Consider the following 25,262-nt stretch of genomic DNA (forward strand, 5'->3'; position numbering starts at 1 on the left):
CTACGCTGTCTGTTGTCATGACTACCAGCGCAGCAGATGCCCGCCACCCGCGTACCTATCAGGTGCGCACCTACGGCTGCCAGATGAACGTGCACGACTCTGAACGGATCTCCGGCCTGCTGGAATCGGCCGGCTACGTCCGGGCGGGGGAGGCCGACGATCCGGACGTCGTCGTCTTCAACACCTGCGCGGTGCGGGAGAACGCCGACAACCGGCTGTACGGCAACCTCGGTCACCTGCGACCGGTCAAGGAGAAGCGGCCGCAGATGCAGATCGCGGTCGGCGGCTGCCTCGCCCAGAAGGACCGGGGCGAGATCGTCCGCCGGGCCCCCTGGGTTGACGTCGTCTTCGGCACGCACAACATCGGCGCGCTGCCGACCCTGCTGGACCGGGCCAGGCACAACTCCGCCGCCGAGGTCGAGATCCTCGAATCACTGGAGGTCTTCCCCTCCACCCTGCCGACCCGGCGGGAGTCGACCTACGCCGGCTGGGTGTCGATCTCCGTCGGCTGCAACAACACCTGCACCTTCTGCATCGTGCCGTCGCTGCGCGGCCGGGAGAAGGACCGCCGACCCGGCGACGTCCTCGCCGAGGTGCGGGCCCTGGTCGACGAGGGCGTGCTGGAGGTGACCCTGCTCGGCCAGAACGTCAACTCCTACGGCGTCGAGTTCGGCGACCGGTTCGCGTTCGGCAAACTGCTGCGCGCCTGCGGCGGGATCGACGGGCTGGAACGGGTCCGGTTCACCAGCCCGCACCCGAAGGACTTCACCGACGACGTGATCGCCGCGATGGCCGAGACCGACAACGTCTGCCATTCGCTGCACATGCCGTTGCAGTCCGGTTCAGACACCGTGCTGCGGGCGATGCGCCGCTCCTACCGCGCCGACCGCTACCTCGGCATCATCGACAAGGTACGGACGGCGATGCCCGACGCGGCGATCACCACCGACATCATCGTCGGCTTCCCCGGTGAGACCGACGCCGACTTCGAACGCACCCTCGACGTGGTACGGGCCGCCCGGTTCTCCTCGGCGTTCACCTTCCAGTACTCGAAACGCCCCGGCACGCCGGCCGCCGACATGCCCGGCCAGCTGCCGAAACCGGTGGTGCAGGAGCGCTACGACCGGCTGATCGCCTGCCTGGAGGAGATCACCTGGGCGGAGAACCGTCGGCTGCTCGGCCAGACCGTCGAGGTGCTGGTCGCGGTCGGCGAGGGCCGTAAGGACGGGCGGACCGGGCGGCTGTCCGGCCGGGCCCGGGACGGTCGGTTGGTGCACTTCGACGCCGGTCGGCTCGCCGGGCGCGTCCGCCCCGGCGACCTGGTCGAGGTGGTCGTCAGCTACGCGGCACCGCACCACCTCAACGCCGACGGCGAGCCGGTCGCCCACCGCCGGACCCGGGCCGGTGACGCGTACGAGGCGGGGCAGACGCCGCGTACCGCCGGGGTGCTGCTGGGGTTGCCGACGGTGGGCGCCCCACCCCCGGCGCCGGTGGCCGCCTCGGCCTGCGACCGCTGATCCCCGTCAGCCGGCGCCTGATCCGGGACGCGCCGCCTCCCGGCCGCGCCACGCGACCGGGGCCCGGTCACCCGCGTCCGGTGCCGGGGCGGCGGACGTCCGTCCCGGCACCGGCCGGCTATCCCGCCTTCTCCGCCAGCTCCAGGAACTGCCGCTTGCCGGCGAGTGCCTTCTCCGCTTCGCGGATCCGCTTGGCGTCACCGGCCGCCCTGGCCCGCTCCAGCCGCTGCTCGGCCTCGGCGACCTGCTCGCGCATCTGGGTCAACAGGGGATTGGCCGACGGCTCGGTACGCCGCCAGGCCGAGTCCATCGTCTCGCGTACCCGGTCCTCGACCGCCCGCAGTCGACGGTCCAGGCCCGACGCCGCCTCGCGCGGCACCCGGCCGATGTCGTGCCACTGGCCCTGCACCTCACGCAGTTTCGCCTGCGCGGTACGCGGATCCGCGTCGACGTCGAGGGCCTCCAGCTCGGTCAGCAGCGCCTGCTTACGCTCCAGGTTGGCGCGCTGCTCGGCGTCGCGGGCCGAGAAGACCTCGCTGCGGCGGGTGAAGAAGGTGTCCTGCGCCGAACGGAACCGTTCCCACAGCTTCTGCTCCGCCTCCTTCGAGGCGCGTGGGGCGGCCTTCCACTCGGCCATCAGCTCCTTGAGCCGGCTCGCGGTGCTGGCCCAGTCGGTCGACTCGGCCAGCGCCTCGGCCTCGGCGACCAGTTCGTTCTTGGCCGACTGGGCCTGCTTGCGCTGCGCGTCGAGGGTGGCGAAGTGCGCGCCGCGCCGGCGGGTGAACCCGTCCCGGGCGGCCGCGAACCGCTTCCACAGCTCCCCGTCGGTCTTCTTGTCGACGCCGCGGATCGTCTTCCACTCGTCGAGGATCTCCCGGAACCGGTCGCCGGTGCTCTTCCACCCGGTCGACTCGGCCGCGAGCTGCTCGGCCTCGGCGACCAGCTCGGTCTTGCGGGCCAGCGCGGCGGTGCGGGCGGCGTCGCGGGCCGCTCTGGCCTGCGCCGCCTTCTCCTCGGCGAGAGTCGCCAGCTTGTCCAGCCGGTCGGCCAGCGAATCGAGATCGCCGACCACATGGGCCTCGGCCAGTGACCCGCGCAGTCGTCGGATCGTGCTGAGCGAATGCGTCGCGTCGGCGGCACCGGACTGCAACCGGGCCTCCGTCAAATCGACCTCGGTCACCAGGTCGGCGAACCGGCGGGCGAAGTGTGCCAGGCCTTCCTCCGGCGCTCCAGCCTGCCAGGACCCGACCGCGCGCTCCCCTTCGGCAGTCTTGACGTAGACCGTGCCGTCCGCATCAACCCGTCCGAAGGAAGTCCAGTCGCTCATGTGCCCATCCTCGTTCTCCCGGCGTCGCAGGATCGAGATGTCCCGATGGACGCCGCCACGGCGCAGTTAGGTTGCGGGTAAGTTTCCCCCGCGCATTGTCACAGGTCCAACCCTGCCGGCGTCGAGCGCCTGTCGCCGACCGTGACCATACGGTGTCCTTGTCGGTGGTTGGCCCACGAGTCGGTGCCAAAGGGGCCAAATTTCGACACTCAAGGTGATTGGCCGACTGCGTGGCGCGACTGGGGTCACGGGTTACCGTGGACGCCGTGCCCCCGCTGCGCGTCGCCTTCTGCCCACACCCGCCGGTGATCGTTCCCGAACTGGCCGGCGGGGCCGCCGCCGAGCTCGACGAGCTGCGGTACGCCGCCACCGACGCCGTCCGGTCACTGGTCGACTGCTCCGCCGAGCGGATCGTGGTCATCGGCACCGACGATCCGTCCACCGATCCCGATCCGACAGAGCGGGTCTGGCGGCCACCGTTGTCCGCCAGCTTCCGACCCTGGGGGGCAGCGGTCGACGTACCCCTGGGCGCGCCCCTGGATCCGGCGTCCCCAGCCTTCGGCGCCACGTCGACCGGGGCCGGCCGCCTGCCGCTGAGCCTGACCGTCGCGACGTGGTTGCTCACCCGCGCCGGCGTCGACCCCGCGCGTACGGCGGTCGAGATGGTCGCGGTCCCCGCCGGCACGCCGCCCGGACAGTGCCGACGGCGCGGGCGGCTGCTCGCCGGCTCCGCCGCAGCGGGCCGCCGGGCCGCCGACCGACCGTGGGCGGCTCTGGTGATGGGGGACGGCTCCGCCTGCCGGGGTCCCGCCTCGCCCGGCTACCAGGACGACCGGGCGGAACCCTTCGACGACGAGGTGGCCGCCGCCCTGGCCGCGGCCGACCACCGGACCATCGCCCGTCTCGACCCGGCCCTGACCGGTTCGCTGCGGGTCGCCGGCCGGGCCGCCTGGCAGGTGGCCGCCGGCACCGTTGCGGCCGGCGATGTGATCGACTGGACCGGCCGGCTCACTTACTACGCCGCACCGTACGGCGTCGCGTACTTTGTCGCCTCGTGGGACCGGAACTGACCAACGGCCGCGGCACCGGGCCGCGCCGACCACCGACGATCCGCCCGGACCGGGTGGTGGCGGTGATCGGCCCGACCGCGGCCGGCAAGTCCGCGCTGAGCATCGCCCTCGCCGAGCAACTCGGCGCCGAGGTGGTCAACGCCGACTCGATGCAGCTGTACCAGGGGCTGGACATCGGCACCGCCAAGCTCACCGTCGACGAACGGGCCGGTGTACCGCACCACCTGCTCGACATCTGGCCGGTCACCGCGCCGGCCAGCGTCGCCGAATACCAGCGGCTGGCCCGCGCCGCCATCGACGACATCCTGCGCCGGGGGCGGCTGCCGCTGCTGGTCGGCGGCTCCGGCCTGTACGTGCGGGCGGTGCTGGAGAAATTCGACTTCCCCGGCACCGACCCGGCGCTGCGCGACCGGCTCGAAGCCGAACTCGCCGAGGCCGGCCCGGCTCCGCTGCACGCCCGGCTGGCCGCCGCCGACCCGGCGGCCGCCGCCGCGATCCTGCCCGGGAACGGGCGACGGATCGTCCGGGCACTGGAGGTGATCGAGTTGACCGGGCAACCGTTCACCGCCGCCCTGCCGGAGCCGGTGCCGTACTACGACGCGGTACAACTCGGTGTCGACCTGCCCACCGAGCGGCTCGACGAACGGATCGCCCGCCGGGTGGACCGGATGTGGGAGCAGGGCCTGGTCGACGAGGTCCGTGCGCTGCTCGGGCAGGGCCTGCGGGACGGCCGTACGGCCAGCCGGGCGCTCGGCTACCAGCAGGTGCTCCGGATGTTCGACGGTGAGTACGACGACGAACAGGCCCGAGCGGACACGGTACGGGCGACCCGCCGGTTCGTCCGCCGGCAACGGTCCTGGTTCCGCCGCGACGCCCGGGTGCGCTGGCTCGACGGCGCCGCCCCGGACCTGGTCCGGGCGGCGCACCTCGTGTTTTGACCGTTCTGTGGACCCTGATGGCTTATTCGGCCGTGTACCCGTCTCCTTCGGTGGGTCAGTAGGGTTGTTGTGGTCATGTCGATGCAACCGAGGCCGTGGCCAGACGTTCCGGAGCAGACCGCGCGGATGGCGCGGGCGGCGTTCCGGAAAGGGAACCTGGCGACGCGGATCCGTGACGAACTCGGCCAGGTGTACGAGGACGCCCGGTTCTCGGCGGCGTTCGGGCTCCGGGGACGGCCGGGGATCTCCCCGGCACAGTTGATGACCGCCAGCGTGTTGCAGTTCTCGGAGAACCTGACCGACCGTCAGGCCGCCGACGCGGTCCGGGACCGAATCACCTGGAAATACGCCCTCGGTCTGGAACTCGACGATCCGGGTTTCGACCCCACCGTCCTGTCGGAGTTCCGGGACCGGCTGGTCGCCGGTGACCTGACCAGCCTGGCCCTGGACGCCCTGCTGCGACGCCTGGCCGGGCTCGGACTGGTCAAGGCCCGGGGCCGCCAACGCACCGATTCCACCCACGTACTCGGCGCGATCCGCGACCTCAACCGCCTCGAACTGGCCGGAGAGACACTACGGGCGGCGTTGGAAGCCCTCGCCGCGGCGGCACCGCACTGGCTCACCTCGGTCATCGACGATTCCTGGACCGGCGTCTACGGCACCCGCGTCGACAACCTACGCCTGCCCGAGAGCCAGACCAGACGTGACGAGTTGACGGTCCGCTACGGCATCGACGGCTACCACCTGCTCGACGCGGCGCACCACCCGGACGCACCGGAATGGCTGGCACAGATCCCAGCGACACAGACGTTACGCCTGATCTGGATCCAGCAGTTCTACCGCGACACCGACGGCGCCGGGCAGGAGGCGCGACGGCGGGAACACGCCCCGGACGGGGACGGTGTCCCGCCCGGCAGAGACCGCCTCATCTCCCCATACGACCCGGACGCCCGATACAGCGTCAAACGCGACACCGGCTGGGGCGGCTACAAGGTCCACTTCACCGAGACCTGCGACCCACCGACCGGCACCACCGGCCGGGAAACCGGACGCGGAGAACACCCGAACCTGATCACGAACGTGGCCACCACCACCGCGACCGTCCCGGACTCGGCCATGACCGCCATCATCCACCAGCGACTGGCCGACAAGGCACTGACTCCCGCCGAGCACCTCGTCGACTCCGGATACCCGTCCGCCGAGATCACCGCCGCCCGCCGCCCGCCGGCACGGGATCACCCTGACCTCCCCGATGCTGATCGACCCGTCCGCGCAGGCCCGCGCCGGGCGAGGCTACGACAAAGCGGCGTTCACCTTCGACTTCGACACCCGCCACGGCGTCTGTCCCCAGGGCAACACCAGCACAAGCTGGTCACCCTGCCGACAACGCGACACCGACACCATCGTGGTGTCCTGGCCGAAGAGCGTCTGCCAGCCCTGCCCCACCCGCCAGGAATGCACCCGAGGCACCCGCCGCCAGATCACCATCCACCCCCGTGACCTACACGAAGCCCTCACCGCTGCCCGCATCCAGCAGAACACCTCCGAGTGGAAGGCCCGCTACGCCGTCCGCGCCGGAGTCGAGGGCACCATGCGCCAAGCACCCATGTCACCGGGATCCGTACCGCCCGTTACCGAGGCCTGCCCAAGACCAGACTCGAACACACCCTCACGGCCACCGCGATCAACATCATCCGCCTCGACAGCTACTGGACCGGACACCCCCTCGACCGCACCCGGACAACACACCTCCAACGCCTCGACTTCACCCTCGCCGCCTGACCTACACCGAATAAGCCATCAGGGTCTCTGTGGGCAGGGTGGTCTGGCGGTGTGGTGTGGGTGTGTTCGTGGTGGTGTGGGTGAGGGCTGTTATTTGCCCTTGTGGATGGCGTTCCTACGGATGACGGGGTAGCGGGTGCGGCGTCTGCGGCGTCTGCCGGCGGGGCGTCCGGGGCCGGGGTGGCCGGGTTTCGGGTGGCCTGGTGGTTGCCAGGCGTTGCGCAGAGCGGGCGAAACCTGTCGGCGGGTCTGGCCGGGGGTCGGTGTCGTGGTGGTGGCGGGTTCCCAGGGCAGCCGGTGGTGGGTCAGGTGGGTACGGGCGCAGAACAGGTGCAGGTAGGCGTAGGAGTGCGGGCGGAGCCAGGTGGTCAGGGTGTCGGGTTGGCGGGGGTGGAAGTCCGGGGCGTGGGCGGTGGTCTTCAGGTAGCGGAGGTAGTGCTCGATGTCGAAGCGGGTCAGGTAGGTCATGACCAGGGTGAGCAGGTCACGGCGGGTACCGGAGTACCAGAGCGCGAGGTCGCCCGCGCGGCGGCTGGGGCGCAGGTGCTGGACCCGGGCGAGTAGGACGCTGCCCTCGACGATCGGCAGGGTGGGCTGGTCTTCGAAGCCTCGGCTGGCGCGGGTGAGTTTGGGGTGGACCTGGTGCCAGGCTCGGACGGTGACGGTGCCGTAGATGTCGAGTGGTCCGCTGACACCGGCGTCGGGGTTCAGGTCGGGCTGGCGCAGGGCCAGGCGGAACCCGTGCCGGCGGGGCCGGCCGCCGAGGGGGTGCGCGGCCCGGCGTTCGGGTCTGGTCCACATGGTCTGCGAGGTCGCCAGCCTGACCAGGACGTCCGCGGGAATCCCGCGTTCGCGTAGCAGATGGGTGATCCGGGCCGCGGGGTAGCCGGAGTCCAGCAGGAACAGCGACGGATCGGCCGGGCGGGCGCCGTCGGTGGCGCAGACCCGGGCGATGTGGTCCACGGTGACCTCGACCAGGTCGTCGTCGGAGGCGATCCGGTCGGCCAGGACCGGCACGACCCACGAGTCCGGGGTCAGGGTCAACCGGACGACATGCTGATACCGCCACCCGGTCTTGATCAGCGCCGCGCCGCGCGGGCCGCCCGGGGTGTACTGTGGCTGCCGGTCCGGGCTGGTGGCGGCGTTCGGCCGTGGCCACGCGGTGGTGTCGACGGCGTACACCCGGGGCAGGCCGGACCGCGCGGCGATCCGGCACGCCGCCCGCAACGCCCGGCCGGTGTCGATCTCGCCGTCGCGTAGGGCCCGGTACGCGGCGGCGTGCCCGGTGACGGTGCCCAGCGACAGATGCGCCGGACAGCCACACCGGCCCTGATCGGCGGCCAACTCGTCGACCAGTGTGAACATCGTCCGCGACCGGGACGCGAGGACACCCTCGTACAGCTCCCGCCGCCAGGAGTCCAACAAGATCCGGCCCAGCTCGCTGTCACCGGCACCGGTAGCCGTTACGCTTCTCATCGAGGACCCTGCCCATTGATGATCTTTGTGTGAGAACTCAGATCATGGACAGGGTCCTCCCCGTTCCGCTAGACCTCGACCACCACGAATCCCCCCGATGGTCAAAACACGAGCGGCGCCGCCCCGGACCTGGTCCGGGCGGCGCACGCCGCGCTGCGCGCTCCGCGGAGCTGAGCGGCGCCGGCTCTGCTGAACCCGGTCCGGGCGCCGCCGGCCGCCCAGGGTCAGTTGCCGGCCGCCGCCGACCGTTGCTGGATGGTGGGCACACCGGCCGGGGCGGTGATGGCCACGGCCGGCTGTTCGGCCACGGCCGGCTGCGCGACGACGGCCGGCTGCGCGACGACGGCCGGCTGCGCGGTCGCGTCCGAGGCCTGCGCCGCGGCTCGGACCGCAGCGGCCACCGCCGGCGCCACCCGGGAATCGAACACGCTCGGCACGATCACCGTCGGGTTGATCCGATCCTCGCCCACCACGTCGGCGATGGCCCGCGCCGCGGCCAACGCCATGTCGTCGGTGAACGTCTCCGCGTGGGCGTCCAGCATGCCCCGGAACACGCCCGGGAACGCCAGTACGTTGTTGATCTGGTTCGGCTGGTCGGACCGCCCCGTCGCGACGATGGCCGCATGCCGGCGGGCCTCGCGCGGGTCCACCTCGGGATCCGGGTTCGCCAGCGCGAACACGATCGAGTCCGGCGCCATGGTGGCGATGTCGTCACCGGTCAGCAGGTTCGGCGCGCTTACCCCGATGAACACGTCCGCGCCCCGGAGCGCGCCGGGCAGATCCCCGGCGTACCCGGTCGAGTTGGTGTGCTCGGCCAGCCACTGCCAGGTGGGGTTCAGCCCGCTCAGCCCTCGGTGCAGCGCCCCCGGCCGGTCGTAGGCGATGACGTCCCCGACGCCCTGACGCAGCAGCAGCTTGATGATGGCGGTGCCGGCCGCGCCCGCCCCGGAGACCACCACCCGTACGTCGCTGAGCTGCTTGCCGACCACCCGCAGCGCGTTGGTCAACGCGGCCAGCACGCAGATCGCCGTACCGTGCTGGTCGTCGTGGAAGACCGGGATGTCGAGCAGCTCCCGCAACTTCGACTCGATCTCGAAGCAGCGCGGTGCGGCGATGTCCTCCAGGTTGATCCCGCCGTAGCCCGGGGCGATCGCCCGGACGATCGACACGATCTCGTCCGGATCCTGGGTGTCCAGCACCACCGGCCAGGCGTCGACATCGCCGAACCGCTTGAACAGCGCCGCCTTGCCCTCCATCACCGGCAGCGCGGCCGCCGGACCGAGATTGCCCAGCCCGAGCACTGCCGAACCGTCGGTCACCACCGCCACGGTGTTGCGCTTTATGGTCAGCCGGCGCGCGTCGGCCGGATTGTCGGCGATCGCCAGGCACACCCGCGCCACCCCCGGCGTGTACGCCCGGGACAGTTCGTCCCGGTTACGCAGCGACACCTTCGGGGCCACCTCGATCTTGCCGCCCAGATGCAGCAGGAACGTCCGGTCCGACACCTTGCGGACCTCGACGCCGTCGAGCGCCTCGAGCTCCTTGACCACGTCGTCGGCGTGCGCCGCGTCGGCCGTGTCGCAGGTCAGGTCGACCACCACGCTGACCGGGTCGGAGTCGACCACGTCGAGAGCGGTGACGATGGCACCAGCCTCGCCGACACAGGTGGTCAACCGGCCGATCGCCGACGCGTCGGCGGGAATGCTGATCCGGATGGTGATGGAGAAGCCGGCACTGGGCAGGCGGGTGGTCGCCACGGGATCCCTCCGTCGTTGGTGGGGCGGCCGGACTGGGCCGCTGCACCATTCTTGCGCGTGATCCGCCCCGCGCCCGCTCCGCCCCGCGTACGGCGTGCCGTAGCCATTCAGCCGCAGGTCACGGCGGCCCTCACCCCGGCCCGGCGTCGGCTGCGAACGGGCCGGCGCAGGCGCGAACCGGCCCGGTACCGGCCGCGGGGGCAGCCCGCGTCCTGATATGTAGGTGCGGCGCGGCCGTCGGCGTGTCAGGATCGAGTCCTGAGGAGGCAGCTTTTGCGTACATCTCGTGCCGAGGAGACGGTTCACCCGCCGTTCCACCTGTCGACCGCCGCCGGCCCGGACGGCCGAACCGGCCCCAACGGCCGAACCGGCCCCAACGGCCCGATCGAGCCGACAGACGACGACACCACCGTTGGCGACCTGGAGCTGGCCGACCGGCACGCGCTGCGCCGCGTCGCCGGGCTATCCACCGAACTCGCCGACATCACCGAGGTCGAGTACCGCCAGCTGCGGCTGGAGCGCGTGGTGCTGGTGGGAGTGTGGGAAAGCGGGACGGTGACCGACGCGGAAAACTCGATCACCGAGCTCGCCGCGCTCGCCGAGACCGCCGGGTCCCAGGTCCTGGAGGGCTTGATCCAGCGCCGCGACCGGCCCGACCCGGCCACCTACGTCGGCCGGGGCAAGGTCGGCGAACTCGGCGACGTGGTGCTCGCCTCCGGGGCGGACACGGTGATCTGCGACGGCGAACTCTCCCCGTCACAGCTGCGCAACCTGGAGCAGAAAGTCAAGGTCAAGGTCATTGACCGGACCGCGCTGATCCTGGACATCTTCGCCCAGCACGCCAAGAGCAAAGAGGGCAAGGCCCAGGTCGAGCTGGCCCAGCTGGAGTACCTGCTGCCCCGGCTGCGCGGCTGGGGCGAAACGCTGTCCCGGCAGACTGGCGGTAGCGGCCGTGGCGGCGGCGCCGGCGGCGGCGTCGGCCTGCGCGGCCCCGGTGAGACCAAACTGGAAACCGACCGGCGCCGGATCCGCACCCGGATCGCCCGCCTGCGGCGGGAAATCAAAAGCATGCGGACGGTACGCGAGACCAAACGCGCCCGCCGCACCCGCAACGCGGTGCCAGCGGTGGCGATCGCCGGCTACACCAACGCCGGCAAGTCCAGCCTGCTGAACCGGATCACCGGTGCCGGGGTGCTGGTCGAGGACGCGCTGTTCGCCACCCTCGACCCGACCACCCGCCGGGCGCACGCCGCCGACGGCCGAGTCTACACCCTGTCGGACACCGTCGGTTTCGTCCGGCACCTGCCGCATCAGATCGTCGAGGCGTTCCGCTCCACCCTGGAGGAGGTCGCCGAGGCCGACCTGGTGGTGCATGTGGTCGACGGTGCCCATCCCGACCCCGAGGAACAGGTCCGCGCGGTCCGCGAGGTGCTCGCCGAGGTCGGCGCCGACCGCCGCCCCGAACTGCTGGTCGTCAACAAGATCGACGCGGCCAGCGAGGAGGAGTTGCTGCGGCTGAAACGGCTCTGGCCCGACGCGGTCTTCGTCTCCGCCCGGCGGGCCCGGGGCATCGACGACCTGCGCGCCGCGATCGAGCAACGCCTGCCGCGACCGGCCGTCCAGGTCAGCGTGATGCTGCCGTACCACCGGGGTGACCTGGTGTCCCGGGTGCACCACCGGGGTGAGGTCCTCGGCACCCGGCACACCGCCGCCGGTACCCTGCTGCAGGCGCGGGTCGACGAGGCGCTCGCCGCCGAACTCCAACCGTTCCTCACCCCGGGCGAGTGACATTCCTTCCGCAAACTCAGTGATCCGCCGAAGACTTCACGTGATTGATCACGGTGTAACAGTCGGATTCAGGCCGGCGTGCGACACTCGTCGGATGCGTCGGCTCCTGACCCCGGCCACGATCGCCGTCGGACTACTCACGATCCACCTTCTGGCTCCGGCCGGCCCGGCCATGGCCCTGCCCGCCCAGGACCCGGCCCCACCCGCTGCCCAGCAGGTGACACCGGGCGAGCCGGTCTGTGAGATCACCGACGAGCGGCTCCGGGAGCTCTCCGGTCTCGTCGCCACCGCCGACGGCTACGTCGTGGTCAACGACAGCACCGAGATCGACAGTAACGAGCGGGTGTTCTTCCTCGACTCGTCCTGCGACGTCGCCAACGCTGTCCAGTACCCGACGCCGCCGCTGGACCCGGAGGACCTGGCGATCTCCCCGGACGGGCAGACCCTCTGGATCGCCGATGTCGGGGACAACCCGACCGCCGACGAACGTCGGGCGACGATCGCGCTGTGGTCCCTGCCGGCAGACGGCTCCGCCCAGCCGGTCATCCACCGGCTCAGCTACCCGGACGGCCCGCACGACGCCGAGGCGCTGCTGATCGCCGACGACGGCACTCCGCTGATCATCACCAAGGAGACCGGCCCGTCCGGTCTGTACCGACCGGTCGAACAACTTCGCAGCGACAACACCGACCCGGTACCAATGGAGCGGGCCGGCGAACTCGAACTGCCCACCACCAGCACCCCGAACCTGTTCGCCGCCGCCGGCCGGCTCACCGTCACCGGCGCGGCCCGATCCCCGGACGGCAGCCGGATTGCCCTGCGCACCTACGCCGACGCCTTCGAGTGGGACCTGCCGGCCGACGGCGACATCGTCACGACGCTCACCACCGAACGTCCCCGGGCCACCCCGCTCACCGACCCGTTCGGCGAGTCGATCGCCTACTCGCCGGACGGCACCACCTTCCTCACCGTCTCCGACGTCGCCACTCTCGACGAGGGGACCCCGGTGGAGATCCTGCGTTACACCCCGAGCACCGAGGTCGCGGCCGAGGTCGACGACACCGGCGGCGGCAGCGGCCGGGACGGACCGTCCTGGCTCAACCGGATCAGCCTGCAGGAGATCAACCTGCTGATCGCGGCGGTCGGTGTGCTGGGCGCACTGCTGGTCGGGCTCGGCATCTTCGGCATCGTCCGGGCCCGGCGGGCGGCGCGGTCGGCGGGGGTCGGCGGACGCGGCGTGGGCCGCGCCGACCGCGACCCGGACCGGTCCGACCGCGCCCCGGGGGACCGGGACCGCGCTGCGGCCTACGCGAGCGATTCGCTGGGCAGCGGCGCGTACGCGAGCGATTCGCTGGGCAGCGGCGCCTACGCCAGCGGGACATTGGGCAGCGGCGCGCTGCCCGGTGGCGGACCGGCCCCGGCCGGCCGCAAAGCCGGCGGTGTCTACGGCGCGGCGAAACCCGCCGCCGGGTCAGCCGCCCCGGCCGGTCCAGGCGGTGGCGGTGTCTACGGCGCGGCGGCGGCAAGACCGCCCGCCGCCGGCGGCGGCACGTACGGCGCAACCAAGCCCGCCACCGGTGGCCGGGCCGGCGTGTACGGGGCCGCGGCACCGCCGCCGGACACCGGCGGTTACCGCCCGGCCGGCGGGGTCGACTCCGGAGCGGTGTACGGGGCGGCGAAACCGGTGCCACCGGCCCGGCCCGGTGCGGCCGGCGTCTACGGCGGCGCCGGGCACTCCGGCCGATCACCCGATCGCGGAGACGCGCGCGACCCGGGCGGTTCCTGGGACCTCGGCGGCGACTACCCGGGCGACGGCTACCCGGCCGACCGATACGACCAGCCGCGAGCCGGCAGCGGGCCGCGCCCACCCGCCGGGCGCGGCGAGCGGGAACCCGGCGTCTACGGCCGGTCCGCCCCCGAGCACCCGGACGAGTGGCGCGGCTGACACCCCGCTGCTGTGCTGACACCCTGCCGAGGTCTGCTGTCAGCCGGTCAGACCCGGCGCAGCACCGCCACCACCCGACCCATGATGGTGGCCTCGTCACCGGGGATCGGGTCGAACGCGGCGTTGTGCGGCATCAACCAGACGTGCCCGTCACGCCGTCGGTAGGTCTTCACCGTGGCCTCGCCGTCGATCATCGCGGCGACGATCTCCCCGGAGTCGGCGGTCGGCTGCTGACGTACCACCACCCAGTCGCCGTCGCAGATCGCCGCGTCGATCATCGAATCGCCCTTGACCTGCAGCATGAACACCTCACCCTCGCCGACCAGCTCGCGGGGCAGCGGGAAGACGTCCTCCACCGCCTGCTCGGCCAGGATCGGCCCACCAGCGGCGATCCGGCCCAGCATCGGCACGTACGCCGGAGTCGGCCGCAGCGCCCGCTCGGCCTCGTCGTCGGCGGCGTCGTGCGGCGGACGCACGTCGACCGCCCGGGGACGGTTCGGATCCCGGCGCAGGAAGCCTTTGCGCTCCAGCTCCTTGAGCTGGTAGGCGACGCTGGACGGGGAGACCAGTCCGACCGCCTCGCCGATCTCCCGCACGCTCGGCGGGTAGCCGTGCCGGTCCACCCAGCTGCGGATGAACTCCAGGATCCGGCGCTGCCGGGCGGTCAACTCGCCGTTGACCGGGTCGGGAAAGGCGCTCACCACCGGCGTCACGGCGCGCACCCGGGACTCGCCGGAGCGGCTGCCCCGCCGTCCACGTACCGACGCGCCGGCGTTGACCGTTGCCGCGCCGCCGTTGCCGCTACTCTGCTGAGGCGGGCCCGCCCTGTCGTCGCTCGACACATCCGTCCTCTCCCCGGCCGTCAGATCGCGTCCTGATCGGCACCATTGGTGTCGACCAAGACGGTAACCAGAGATCCGGTCAGGTTCAAACATCTGTACGAGATGTTGTCGCGTGTCGTCCTGGAAGTAGTTTATCGTACGGATGTTCGATCGAACTTCGGTAGTGGCATGGGCGGTAACCCTCGGGCAGGGATCGGTGTTGGCAGAGTGACGACGCGCCGAAGGGTGCCGGTCAACTTGACCGAGCCGGGCTTGCGGCCTACCGTCGACCCCAACATCTAGTAGTTACAAGGGCGTAAGTTGTCCACAGGTTGGGTCTCCTGACTGAGAGCAACGTCTCCAGCAGGCCGGCCCGGCGTACCCGTGGTAACCCGCGGTGACCACTGCGCGCCCTTTTCGACCTCGCGGCTCGACGGAAGGGACATCGGCATGCGCTGCCCGTACTGCCGGCACGCCGACTCGCGCGTGGTCGACTCGCGGGAAGCCGACGACGGCCAGCTCATCCGCCGCCGCCGGTCCTGCCCGGAGTGCGGCAAACGGTTCACCACCGTCGAGGAGGCGGTGCTCGCCGTGGTCAAACGCAGCGGCGTCACCGAGCCGTTCAGCCGATCCAAGATCATGGGCGGGGTGCGCAAGGCATGCCAGGGCCGACCGGTGGACGACGACGCCATCGCCCTGCTGGCCCAGAAGGTCGAGGAGACCGTCCGGGCCAAGGGCGCGGCCGAGATCCCCAGCCACGACGTCGGGCTGGCGATCCTCGGGCCGCTGCGCGAGCTGGACGAGGTGGCGTACCTGCGGTTCGCCAGCGTCTACCGGTCCTTCGACTCGCTGGACGACTTCGAACGCGAGATCGAGACGCTGCGGGCCGCAGCCGGGGCGCGGGAGGCCGCGACGACCCCGGCGGCGGCCGGGGCCGGGCCCGGCTGACCGGCCCGCGACGACCCGGAAACAGCAAGGCGTACGGCCGACCGCCGGTCCCGGCGGGTACGGCCGGAGAAAAAAGCTGAACGGCAAGACGGAAACGACCGCGTGGCACGACGCTGCGCGAGAGCCTGAGGGGGCGATCAGATGGCGGGGGAAGGTGTGACCGCGAAGACAGGCGGTAGCGGTAGCGGCGGCACGGCGAAGGCCAACGGCGCGGCGGGTTCGGCCAACGGCACGGCGAAGGCCAACGGCAAGGCCGGATCGGCGAACGGCAAGGCCGGGTCGGCGAACGGCAAGGCCGGGTCGGCCGCGGGCTCCAACGCGCGGGTACGGGCCAAGGCCGGCGCGGGTGGCCTGACCGTCGAGCGGGTGTGGACCAGCGAGGGTGTGCACCCGTACGACGAGGTGACCTGGCAGCGCCGCGACGTGGTGATGACCAACTGGCGCGACGGCACGGTCAACTTCGAGCAGCGCGGCGTGGAGTTCCCGGAGTCGTGGAGCGTCAACGCGGCCAACATCGTCACCACCAAGTACTTCCGTGGGGCGGTGGGGACCCCGCAGCGGGAATGGTCGCTCAAGCAGCTGATCGACCGGGTGGTGAAGACCTACCGGGCGGCGGGGGAGCAGCACGGCTACTTCGCCACCCCGGGCGACGCCGAGATCTTCGAGCACGAGCTGACCTGGATGCTGCTGCACCAGGTGTTCAGCTTCAACTCGCCGGTCTGGTTCAACGTCGGCACCGCATCCCCCCAGCAGGTATCAGCGTGCCAGCCGTACCACTCGCTCGTGAGCACGCCGGCCGGCCTCGTCCCGATCGGCAAGCTGGTCGAGGAAAACGCCGTCGGAGCCAAGGTCTACGACGCACACGGGCTGACCCGAATTCTCGCGGTCCAGGCCAATGGCATCAAGGACGTATTGCGCCTGCACACCAAAGCCGGCTACACCCTGGACGTCACCGCAGACCACCTGGTCTGGAAATCGACCGGCGAGGGCACCGGTCGGTTCGTCGAAGCCGGCACCTTGGTCGCTGGCGACACTCTCGAATGGCACCGGCGGGGCAGCGACGGCGAGGCGGAGTTCCACCCCGGCGACGTCCACGAGGCCGCGCTGGCCGGTTGGCTGCAGTCAGACGGCTTCGTCGGCCAGTACGATCAGGGCACCAACCGGTCGCTGACGATCGAGGCGATGACCGTCAACGACGACGAACTCAGCTGGGTCGTCGCCGCGATCGACCAGGTCTTCCCTGGCGCGCACCGCCATGAACGCCGCGTCGTCACCCAGGACGTCACCCTCGACTGCCGGCGGACCCGGTTGTACGGGAAGAATCTGCGCCCGTTCATCGACAAGTGGGGCCTGCTTGCCCGGGGCACCGAGATGGAGGTGCCGGCAACGCTGTTCACCGCGCCGCTGCCGGTCGTCGCCGCCTATCTGAAGAGCATCTTCCAGGCAGAGGGCTATGTCTCGGCGCGTGAGGCGTCCACCTTGGTCGGCGTGGACATGATCGGCGAGCGGTTGATTCGCGGGCTGCAGCGGCTGCTGCTGCGCTTCGGGATCTTCGCCCGGGTCGGTTTCAAGGCCGACCCGCGACCGAACCGGCACGGCACCTGGTCGTTGCGCATCCAGAACCACGGCGACCGGGACACCTTCGCCGCAGAAATCGGGTTCGTCGACGCCCGCAAGTCCGGCAAGCTGGAGGAGAGCTTTGCCAAGGTGGGCCGGTCCGCCAAGGCGACGAAACGCCTCGTCATCGACCGGGTCGAACCGCTCGGGGCGATGGAGGTCTACGACATCCAGACCGAGTCGGGGGAGTACCTCTCCGACAACCTGCGAGTGCACAACTGCTTCATCCTTGCCGTCGACGACTCGATGGATTCCATCCTCGATTGGTACAAAGAGGAAGGGCTGATCTTCAAGGGCGGCTCCGGGTCCGGGGTGAACCTGTCCCGGATCCGCTCCTCCAAGGAGCTGCTGTCCAGCGGTGGCACCGCCTCCGGCCCGGTCAGCTTCATGCGCGGCGCCGACGCCTCGGCCGGCACCATCAAGTCGGGCGGCGCCACCCGCCGGGCCGCCAAGATGGTCATCCTCGACGTGGACCACCCCGACATCGAGGAGTTCGTGCAGACCAAGGCCCGCGAGGAGGACAAGATCCGGGCGCTGCGCGACGCCGGGTTCGACATGGACCTCGGCGGTGCCGACATCGTCAGCGTCCAGTACCAGAACGCCAACAACTCGGTCCGGGTCTCCGACGAGTTCATGCGGGCGTACGAGGACGGCGGCAACTTCGACCTGCGGGCCCGGCTCGACGGCTCGGTGATCGACACCGTCGACGCCAAGAAGCTGTTCGGCACCATCGCTCAGGCCGCCTGGGAATGCGCCGACCCGGGTCTGCAGTACGACGACACGATCAACGACTGGCACACCTGCCCGGAGAGCGGACGCATCACTGCGTCTAATCCCTGCTTCACCGGCGACACCCTGGTCCACACCGACAAGGGCCTGATCCGGTTCGACGCACTCATCGACCGGAGCCGGCAGGGCGAATCGTTCGGTGTCTACACCCACGACGCCACCAACCCGGACGCCCCCGCCGACCAGGTCGTGCTGACCAGCCCCGAAGCGGTCATGATCACCGGGACGAACGAGATCACCCGGCTCGAGTTCAGCAACGGCATGGTGCTGCGCTGCACCCCGAACCACCGGATCTGGACCACCAACCGGGGGTACGTCGAGGCCAAGGACCTCACCCCGGACGACCAGATCCTGCCGCTCAACCAGCCCACCCCGGCGACCGCCGCGTCCTGGGAGTTCCGCATGCGCGCGGACGCCCGGGTGTCACCCGGTGACGTCGTGCCGACCAAGTGGCAGCGGGAGTCCCGGCTGCCGGAGAAGTGGACCGAGGACTTCGCGCACCTGCTCGGCTGGCTGGTCGGCGACGGCTCGGTTCGCCACGGCACCCCGGGCGTACGCGGTGACAACCCCGGCGCCAGCTGGATCTACAGCCAGTCCGATCCGGAGGCCATCCTCCAGCGGCACCAGACGGTGCTGGAAAGCATCGTCGGCCTGCGATTCGACCCGGTCCAGATGCCCAACGGCACCGTGCAGCTGCGCAGCAACCGCACTGCCGTCGTCGACTTCCTGACCGGGCTCGGCGTGAGCACTGCCCGCGCCGTGGACAAGCGACTGCCGTCGTCGGTGCTGGAGGCGCCGCCCGAGATCCAGGCGGCGTTCCTGCGCGGGCTGTTCGACGCGGACGGCTGCGCCGCCGAGACCGCCAACGGCACCCGTTACGTTGGGCTCGGCGCGGTCTCGATCGAACTGCTCCGCGAGGCACAGCGTCTGCTGAGCGGGTTCGGCATCGGCAGCCGGATCTACGCCACCCGCAAGGCCGGTGACACCACCTTCCGGTACACCACGAACGGTGGCGACGAGCGCGAGTACCACGGTAAGCAGCTCTACGACCTGCGGATCAGTGGGGAGAACATCCGCCTGTTCGCCAGCCGGATCGGGTTCGACCACCAGGCCAAGGCGCAGCGGGTGGCCTGTTGGCTCGAACAGCACCGGTTCTACCGGACGGATCAGACGGCGAAGTTGGTCAGCCGCGAGTTCGACGGTTTTGAGACCACCTACAATCTGTCCGAACCGCGCAACCACTCGTACATCGCCAACGGCGTGGTCGTCCGGAACTGCTCGGAATACCTGCACCTTGACAATTCGTCGTGCAATCTTGCGTCGCTGAATCTGATGAAATTCCTGCGGGCCGACGGCGGCTTCGAGGTGGAGAAGTTCGTCCGCTCCGTCGAGTTCGTCATCACGGCGATGGACATCTCCATCTGCTTCGCCGACTTCCCGACGCAGAAGATCGGCGAGACCACCCGGGCGTACCGGCAGCTCGGCATCGGCTACGCCAACCTCGGTGCCCTGCTGATGGCCTCCGGTCTGCCGTACGACTCGGAAGCCGGCCGGTCCTACGCCGCCGCCATCACCTCGGTGATGACCGGTACGGCGTACCGCCGCTCGGCCGAACTTGCCGGCGTGGTCGGCGCTTACGACGGCTACGCCCGCAACGCCGAGGGTCACAAGCGGGTGATGCGCAAGCACGCCGCTGCCAGCGACGAGATCCGCCCGACCGGACCGACCGCCACCGCCCTGGCCCGGGAAGCCGCCCGGCAATGGGAGATCGGCAACAAAATCGGCGAAAAGAACGGCTGGCGCAATTCCCAGGCAAGTGTATTGGCGCCCACCGGTTGCCTCACCCCGGACACGATGGTGACCACCGACCGTGGGCTGATGCGACTCGGTGAGATTGGCGACGTCTACGGCGACCGCTGGCAGGACCTCGACATGATGGTGTCGACCGACGAGGGAGCCCGCCAGGCGACGAAGTTCTTCGTCAACGGTGAGGAGCCCACTCGCCGGGTGGTCACCAACGGCGGTTACCAGATTCAGGGCACCCTGGCCCACCGGGTCAAGGTGGTGGAACCGGCGACCGGCGAATGGGTCTGGAAGCGGATGGCCGAGGTTGCCCCCGGCGACCTGGTACCGGTGCAGCTCGGCACCCTGGTCGGCGAGCCACGTCGGGTGCCGCTGCCGGTGCTCGACCAGGCGTACTACGCTGGCGACCGGCGACTGTACGTGCCGGACGCGGTCGACGCCGAGCTGGCCGAACTGGTCGGCTACTTCATGGGTGACGGCAGCCTGCACGCCAAGGGGCTGCGGTTCGCCGTAGCCGACACCGACCTCGACGTGGTGGAACGGCTGCGGGTGCTCGGCAAGGGCCTGTTCGGGCTGGAACCGGAGGTCGCGGCGCGCACCGGCTACCAGGAGGTCGTCTTCTCCTCGGTGCGGCTGGCTCGCTGGTGGCAGGCAGCCGGGTTCGCCAAGACGCTGCCGCACCCGGAACACACCGGCAAGGGCTGGTCGCCCCGGGTGCCGTCGGCGATCCTGGAGACCAACGACGTCACCGTCTACACCGCGTTCCTGCGCGGCCTGTTCGAGGCCGACGGGACGGTGATCGAGGGAGTGCCGTCCGTGTCGACGTCCACCGAGTCGTTCGCCGCGGAGATCCGTACCCTGCTGCTGACCCTCGGGATGGCGACCACCACCCGGCGGACCCGCAGCGGCATGGGCAGCGACATCTGGCAGGTGCGGCTGCGCAATACCGACCATGCGATCCGGTACGAGGAGACGATCGGCTTCATCGGCGCCCGCAAGGCGGAGCAGATCGTCGCCGCGCCGCAGCAGACCGGCAACCGGGACCGTATCCACCTGCCGCGTGAGCTGTGGGATCTGCTGGTTCCGGCCGGACACCCGATGCGCGGTGCGGTCATGCAGTCGCTGGCCCGAACCGGCGGGGTCTCGCGGACGCTGGCCGGCGAGATCTACGGCGAGGTACTGGACGACCGCCTCGGGCACGCGCTCGGCTACCTGTACGAGACCGTGACGGCGAACGAGGACGGTGGCGTGCAGCCGACGTACGACCTGTCGGTGCCAGCCAACGTCACCTACGTCGCCGGCGGGTTCGTCAGTCACAACACCATCGGTCTGATGATGGATTGCGATACCACCGGCGTCGAGCCGGATTTGGCGCTGGTCAAATTCAAGAAACTGGTCGGCGGCGGTTCGATGCAGATCGTCAACCAGACGGTGCCGCGCGCGCTGCGCAGCCTCGGCTACCCGGAGGAGCAGGTCGAGGCGATCGTCGAGCACATCGCCGACCATGGGCACGTGGTCGACGCGCCGAGCCTGCGGACCGAGCACTACCCGGTGTTCGACTGCGCGATGGGGGAGCGGTCGATCGCGCCGATGGGGCACGTGCGGATGATGGCGGCGGTGCAGCCGTTCATCTCCGGGGCGATCTCCAAGACGGTCAACATGCCGGAGTCGGCGAGCGTCGCCGACGTCGAGCGGATCTACTTCGAGGGCTGGAAGCTGGGCCTGAAGGCGCTGGCGATCTACCGGGACAACTGCAAGGTGGGCCAGCCGCTGTCGGCGGCCAAGTCGGACAAGGCCAAGGAGACCGCCGCCGAGCAGGCCAAGGTGATCGAGAAGGTCGTCGAAAAGGTCGTCGAGTACCGCCCGGTGCGTAAGCGGCTGCCGAAGAAGCGCCCGTCGGAGACGGTGTCGTTCTCGGTCGGCGGTGCCGAGGGCTACCTGACCGCCTCGTCGTACCCGGACGACGGCCTCGGCGAGGTCTTCCTCAAGATGTCGAAGCAGGGTTCGACGTTGGCCGGGGTGATGGACGCCTTCTCGGTGGCCATCTCGATCGGCCTGCAGTACGGCGTACCGCTGGAGACGTTCGTCGCGAAGTTCACCAACATGCGCTTCGAACCGGCCGGCATGACCGACGACCCGGACGTGCGGATGGCCGCGTCGGTGATGGACTACATTTTCCGTCGCCTGGCGTTGGACTTCCTGCCGTACGACCGGCGGGCCGAGCTGGGCATCTTCACCGCCGCCGAGCGGACCGCGCAGATGCGGGCCGAGGCGGAGGCGGAGAACGCGGCGTCGGAGCTGTCGGAGATGGCGATGTCCGCGCCGGTCGAGCCGAAGCATCCGGAGGCGTCGGCGCCGTCGTCGGCCGACTCCGGCAGCGGTACGGCGACCGAGCCGGCCGCCGCGAGTACGCCGGCTCCGGCGTCGGTGCACTCGTCGACGGAGCTGCTGGAGGCGGTGATCGGCAAGGCGGCCGACGCGCCGCTCTGCTTCACCTGCGGCACCAAGATGCGCCCGGCCGGCAGCTGCTACGTCTGCGAGGGCTGCGGCTCCACCTCCGGCTGCAGCTGATCGAACACGTGTCACGGGGAGCCGGATGTGATCCGGCTCCCCGTTCGCGGTCTGGCTGATGACGGCACCGCCTCGGCGGGGCGATCATCTGGCGGTGGGGACCGCCGAGGTGTACGTCGACTTCGCCCGCCGGCAGGCGTCCGGGGTGTCGCCCAGCTACGAGCGGCTGGCGTACGCGGTGTCCCGCGACGACGATCTCCTGGCGCTGCTCGACTCGTTGCCGCCACCGACCCGGCAGCCGAACCTGCTGTTCGGTGTGGTCCGGCTGCTCGGCGGGCCGGTCGACGACCCGGCCGCGTTCCACGACTTCACGGTGGCGCGCTGGCCGGAGGTCGAGGCGCAGATGCGTCGCCGGCTCACCCAGACCAACGAGGCCGGGCGGTGCGCCGTACTGCTGCCGGTGCTGGCGGCGTTGCCGCAGCCGCTGGCGCTTCTCGAAGTTGGCGCGTCGGCGGGCCTGTGTCTCTACCCGGACCGGTACGCCTACCGCTACGACGGCGGACCGACCGTGGGGGACGGCGAGCCGGTGCTCGACTGCGCGACGACCGGGTTGACGCCGCCGCGTACCCGGCCGGAGGTGGTGTGGCGGGCCGGGCTGGACCTGACCCCGCTGGACGTCACCGACGCCGACGACGTCGCCTGGCTGGACGCGCTGATCTGGCCGGAGCAGGAGCACCGGCGGGCCCGGCTGGCGGCCGCGGCGGCCGTCGCGGCGGCCGATCCGCCGCTGCTGGTCCGGGGCGACCTGGTCGACGACCTGCCGGCGCTGGCCGCGTCGGCACCGCCGGCCGCGACGCTGGTGGTGTTCCACACCGCCGTGCTCTACCACGTGCCGGCACCGCGCCGGTCGGCCTTCGTCGACCTGGTACGCGGCCTGCCCGGCCACTGGCTGGCGAACGAGGGGCCGGACATCCTGCGCCACGACGCGTTGCCGCCGCCACCGGACGACACGCTGCACAACGTGCTGGCCCTGGACGGCCGCCCGCTGGCCTGGACCCGGCCACACGGCCAGAGCCTGACCTGGTTCGGCTGAGGGTTCGGCTGACGGTCCGCCTCAGGGTTGTTCGGTGAGCGTTTCCGGTCTCGGGGCCTGCCTGATCTGCCGGCTCGTCGTCGACGCCGCCGCGACGACGGCGAGCCATGCCGCCAGCGCGGCGAAGGTCGGCACCGCACCCAGGGTCTCCAGCGCTATGCCGCCGAGGAGGGCACCCACGGGGCGGGCACCCCAGCCGATCATCCGGGAGGCTCCGTTGACCCGGCCCTGGAGGCGGTCGGGGGTCAGGGCGTACCGGTAGGCGGCGTTGGTGGTGTTGAAGATCGGGCCCACCAGCGCGCCGACCGTGTAGACCGCGCCCAGCGCGAACACCGTCGGGGCCAGGGCCAACGCCGTCATCTGCGCGACCCACCACCAGAGCGCGCCGATCATGATCACGTTCGGGGCGACGAGACGCTGCACCGGCGGGGCCACCAGGGCACCGGCGATCGCGCCCACGCCGAAGAGACCGAGGAGGACACCGACGCCGGTCGGGGATGCGCCGAGGTCGGTGGCGCGCACGATGACAGCCAGGCTGAGGGCGCTGAAGGCCAGGTTGCCGGCCGACGCGATCGCCACGAGAGCGCGCAGCAGGTGCTGGCGCCACAGCCAGCGGACGCCTTCGGAGATTTCTGCCAGTAGGTGGCGGTGCTGCGCTACCCGGGTCTCCTCCAAGGGCCGCCGGATCGGGGCGACCAGGGAGAGCCCCAGCACGTACGACACGGCGTCGGCGGCGAACGGCACCGCGTGGCCCAGCCCGAACAGCAGCCCGCCCAACGGCTGGCCGGCCAGGTCGGCACCCTGGTCGCGGGCCTGGTTCTGGGCGATCGCCGTCGGCAGTTGGGGTTTCGGCACCACGTGCGGCAGGGCGGCGGTCTCGGCGAGCAGGAAGAAGACGTACAGCGTCCCCTCGACGAAGGCCACGACCATGAGGTGACCGATCGTGATCCGTCCGAGCGCGACGGCCACCGCGACCGACGCCAGGGCCACCGCCCGGCCGGCGTCGGCGGCGAGCATGATCCGCTTGCGGGGCCAGCGGTCGACCAGGGCACCCGCCGGCAGGAACCAGATCAGGAACGGGGCCGCCTGTGCGGCCGCCACCAGGCCGGCCTGCGCCGGTGAGCCGGTGACGGCCAGCACCAGCAGCGGGTACGCGAGGCCGCTGATCCGGGTGCCGAGCGTCGATACGACCTGGCTCGTCCACAGGAGAAGGAAGTCGCGGTTTCGCCAGAGGGAGACCGGCACCGGACCAGTCTGGCAACCGGCCGAGGTTAGGCACAACCAAGATCATTGATGCTCTGCTGGGATCGTGTCGGCGTGTCGGCCGGTTCTTCGCCAAGTGATCATGGCTGGCCGGGCTGGTGCAGCCAGATCCGCAGGGTGCCGATCGGGGCGAAGCCGTGCGCGCGGGCGCGGGCAGCCCCGCCGGCCGGTGGATCCACTCGGCGGTGAACAGCTCGACGAAGCCGTCCGGGGTGAGGTCCAGGGTGGCGAAGCTGTCCTTGACCGAGCATCCCGGCGACGTCGTGTCGATCCGGTCGAGAATGTCGGCGGGTGTCGCGTCGGGGCGCCGGGTTGCGGGCCGCCGCGCTACGCATCGCAGCCGTGGAGCTCGGACCCATGTGGACAGTCCGTCACGCGGGCGTCCGGCACCTGACCGACGCGTCCGGGTGACTGTTCACGACGACGTCGCGTCACGCGGTGGCCGATACTCCGGGGCAGGCACGCCCTGGCCAAGGCGCAGGTGGTGCCGGTGCACTACGGAGGCCGGGTCACTTCACCGAGGGCCGCGCGATGGTCGAGACCGCGTTCACCGCCGCCCCGGATCCGGTACGGCGCAACCTGCACTGGCTTACCCCGGGCGCGGCCACACCCCTGCCGGTCTGACCGCGCTCCCGGTGCCGGTGGCACTTCCACCGGCACCGGGAGCGGGCGTGCCACTGCCGGTCGCCAAGATCAGTTGACGTAAAATCGGGCGGCACGCCGACCAGCGCCCGCATTCTCGTCATCTGATCTTGCGGCTGCGATCGGCTTCCGCCGCAGCGGGCCCGCCGGTACGCGGGGCCCACCTTCCGCCGAC

Annotated in this window: 14 protein-coding genes and 1 pseudogene; 10 read left to right on the top strand and 5 right to left on the bottom strand. The window is 71.0% G+C overall.

All coding sequences use genetic code 11. The annotated features are described in order from the left end of the window. Nucleotides 1–17 precede the first annotated feature (17 nt). Entirely contained in the window at nt 18–1,517 is a 1,500-nt protein-coding gene (gene miaB, locus EDC02_RS03230; RefSeq protein WP_123600674.1) for a tRNA (N6-isopentenyl adenosine(37)-C2)-methylthiotransferase MiaB, read from the top strand. 118 nt (nt 1,518–1,635) lie between these two features. Here miaB and EDC02_RS03235 read toward each other — a convergent pair whose 3' ends face one another. Beyond that, nucleotides 1,636–2,844 carry a DUF349 domain-containing protein gene (locus tag EDC02_RS03235; protein ID WP_123600675.1) on the bottom strand — a complete coding sequence of 403 codons (1,209 nt, stop codon included), beginning with the start codon at nt 2,842–2,844 and terminating at the stop codon, nt 1,636–1,638. A 266-nt stretch (nt 2,845–3,110) separates the two neighbouring features. On the opposite strand from EDC02_RS03235, the gene EDC02_RS03240 reads away from it, so the two are divergent. The 4 genes and pseudogenes from EDC02_RS03240 to EDC02_RS42635 all read left to right on the top strand — a co-directional run. After that, complete coding sequence (locus EDC02_RS03240) at nt 3,111–3,914, top strand: class III extradiol dioxygenase subunit B-like domain-containing protein (RefSeq protein WP_123604442.1); 804 nt, start codon at nt 3,111–3,113, stop codon at nt 3,912–3,914. Next, entirely contained in the window at nt 3,911–4,852 is a 942-nt protein-coding gene (gene miaA / locus EDC02_RS03245; RefSeq protein ID WP_123604443.1) for a tRNA (adenosine(37)-N6)-dimethylallyltransferase MiaA, read from the top strand. The genes EDC02_RS03240 and miaA overlap by 4 nt, the downstream gene beginning before the upstream one ends. Nucleotides 4,853–4,978: 126 nt before the next feature. Then, nucleotides 4,979–6,352 carry a transposase gene (locus EDC02_RS03250; RefSeq protein ID WP_370461512.1) on the top strand — a complete coding sequence of 458 codons (1,374 nt, stop codon included), beginning with the start codon at nt 4,979–4,981 and terminating at the stop codon, nt 6,350–6,352. Continuing rightward, nucleotides 6,252–6,634, top strand: a pseudogene (locus tag EDC02_RS42635) (transposase); the annotation flags it as partial. The gene EDC02_RS03250 and the pseudogene EDC02_RS42635, both read left to right, overlap by 101 nt. Before the next feature lie 90 nt (nt 6,635–6,724). On the opposite strand, the gene EDC02_RS41240 reads toward EDC02_RS42635, so the two are convergent. Next, the gene (locus EDC02_RS41240) at nt 6,725–8,110 is read right to left on the bottom strand and encodes a transposase (protein WP_233605706.1); all 1,386 of its coding nucleotides are present in this window, start codon (nt 8,108–8,110) and stop codon (nt 6,725–6,727) included. Between the two features lie 224 nt (nt 8,111–8,334). Continuing rightward, nucleotides 8,335–9,867: an NAD-dependent malic enzyme gene (locus tag EDC02_RS03260; protein ID WP_123600676.1), complete on the bottom strand. Its 1,533-nt coding sequence runs from the start codon at nt 9,865–9,867 to the stop codon at nt 8,335–8,337. 384 nt (nt 9,868–10,251) lie between these two features. Between EDC02_RS03260 and hflX the strand changes: the two genes are divergently transcribed. Together hflX and EDC02_RS03270 are read left to right on the top strand one after the other, a co-directional pair. Beyond that, nucleotides 10,252–11,655, top strand: coding sequence for a GTPase HflX (gene hflX / locus EDC02_RS03265; RefSeq protein WP_233606332.1), 1,404 nt, complete (start codon nt 10,252–10,254; stop codon nt 11,653–11,655). 94 nt (nt 11,656–11,749) lie between these two features. Continuing rightward, a complete protein-coding gene (locus EDC02_RS03270; RefSeq protein WP_233605707.1) occupies nt 11,750–13,600 on the top strand; it encodes a hypothetical protein in 1,851 nt (616 codons plus the stop codon). Between the two features lie 47 nt (nt 13,601–13,647). Here EDC02_RS03270 and lexA read toward each other — a convergent pair whose 3' ends face one another. Continuing rightward, nucleotides 13,648–14,442, bottom strand: coding sequence for a transcriptional repressor LexA (gene lexA / locus EDC02_RS03275; RefSeq protein WP_370461412.1), 795 nt, complete (start codon nt 14,440–14,442; stop codon nt 13,648–13,650). A gap of 429 nt (nt 14,443–14,871) precedes the next feature. On the opposite strand from lexA, the gene nrdR reads away from it, so the two are divergent. The 3 genes from nrdR (at nt 14,872) to EDC02_RS03290 (ending at nt 23,182) form a co-directional block, all read left to right on the top strand. Further along, on the top strand, nt 14,872–15,369 hold the full coding sequence (nrdR, locus tag EDC02_RS03280) for a transcriptional regulator NrdR (RefSeq protein ID WP_123600677.1): 498 nt from the start codon (nt 14,872–14,874) through the stop codon (nt 15,367–15,369). A 156-nt stretch (nt 15,370–15,525) separates the two neighbouring features. Beyond that, nucleotides 15,526–22,149, top strand: a complete 6,624-nt coding sequence (locus EDC02_RS41245) for an LAGLIDADG family homing endonuclease (protein ID WP_370461413.1) — start codon at nt 15,526–15,528, stop codon at nt 22,147–22,149. Between the two features lie 88 nt (nt 22,150–22,237). Next, nucleotides 22,238–23,182 carry a DUF2332 family protein gene (locus tag EDC02_RS03290; RefSeq protein WP_370461513.1) on the top strand — a complete coding sequence of 315 codons (945 nt, stop codon included), beginning with the start codon at nt 22,238–22,240 and terminating at the stop codon, nt 23,180–23,182. 21 nt (nt 23,183–23,203) lie between these two features. Here EDC02_RS03290 and EDC02_RS03295 read toward each other — a convergent pair whose 3' ends face one another. Next, complete coding sequence (locus EDC02_RS03295) at nt 23,204–24,427, bottom strand: MFS transporter (protein WP_158632038.1); 1,224 nt, start codon at nt 24,425–24,427, stop codon at nt 23,204–23,206. Between the last annotated feature and the right edge of the window lie 835 nt (nt 24,428–25,262).

It is taken from the genome of Micromonospora sp. Llam0 (assembly GCF_003751085.1).
Lineage (GTDB): Bacteria > Actinomycetota > Actinomycetes > Mycobacteriales > Micromonosporaceae > Micromonospora_E.

Excerpts from the sequence above, each read along its gene's own strand:
- miaB (WP_123600674.1), top strand. The coding sequence starts at position 18 with ATGACTACCAGCGCAGCAGATGCCCGCCACCCGCGTACCTATCAGGTG.
- EDC02_RS03235 (WP_123600675.1), bottom strand. The coding sequence starts at position 2,844 with ATGAGCGACTGGACTTCCTTCGGACGGGTTGATGCGGACGGCACGGTC.
- EDC02_RS03250 (WP_370461512.1), top strand. The coding sequence starts at position 4,979 with ATGGCGCGGGCGGCGTTCCGGAAAGGGAACCTGGCGACGCGGATCCGT.
- EDC02_RS41240 (WP_233605706.1), bottom strand. The coding sequence starts at position 8,110 with ATGAGAAGCGTAACGGCTACCGGTGCCGGTGACAGCGAGCTGGGCCGG.
- EDC02_RS03270 (WP_233605707.1), top strand. The coding sequence starts at position 11,750 with ATGCGTCGGCTCCTGACCCCGGCCACGATCGCCGTCGGACTACTCACG.
- nrdR (WP_123600677.1), top strand. The coding sequence starts at position 14,872 with ATGCGCTGCCCGTACTGCCGGCACGCCGACTCGCGCGTGGTCGACTCG.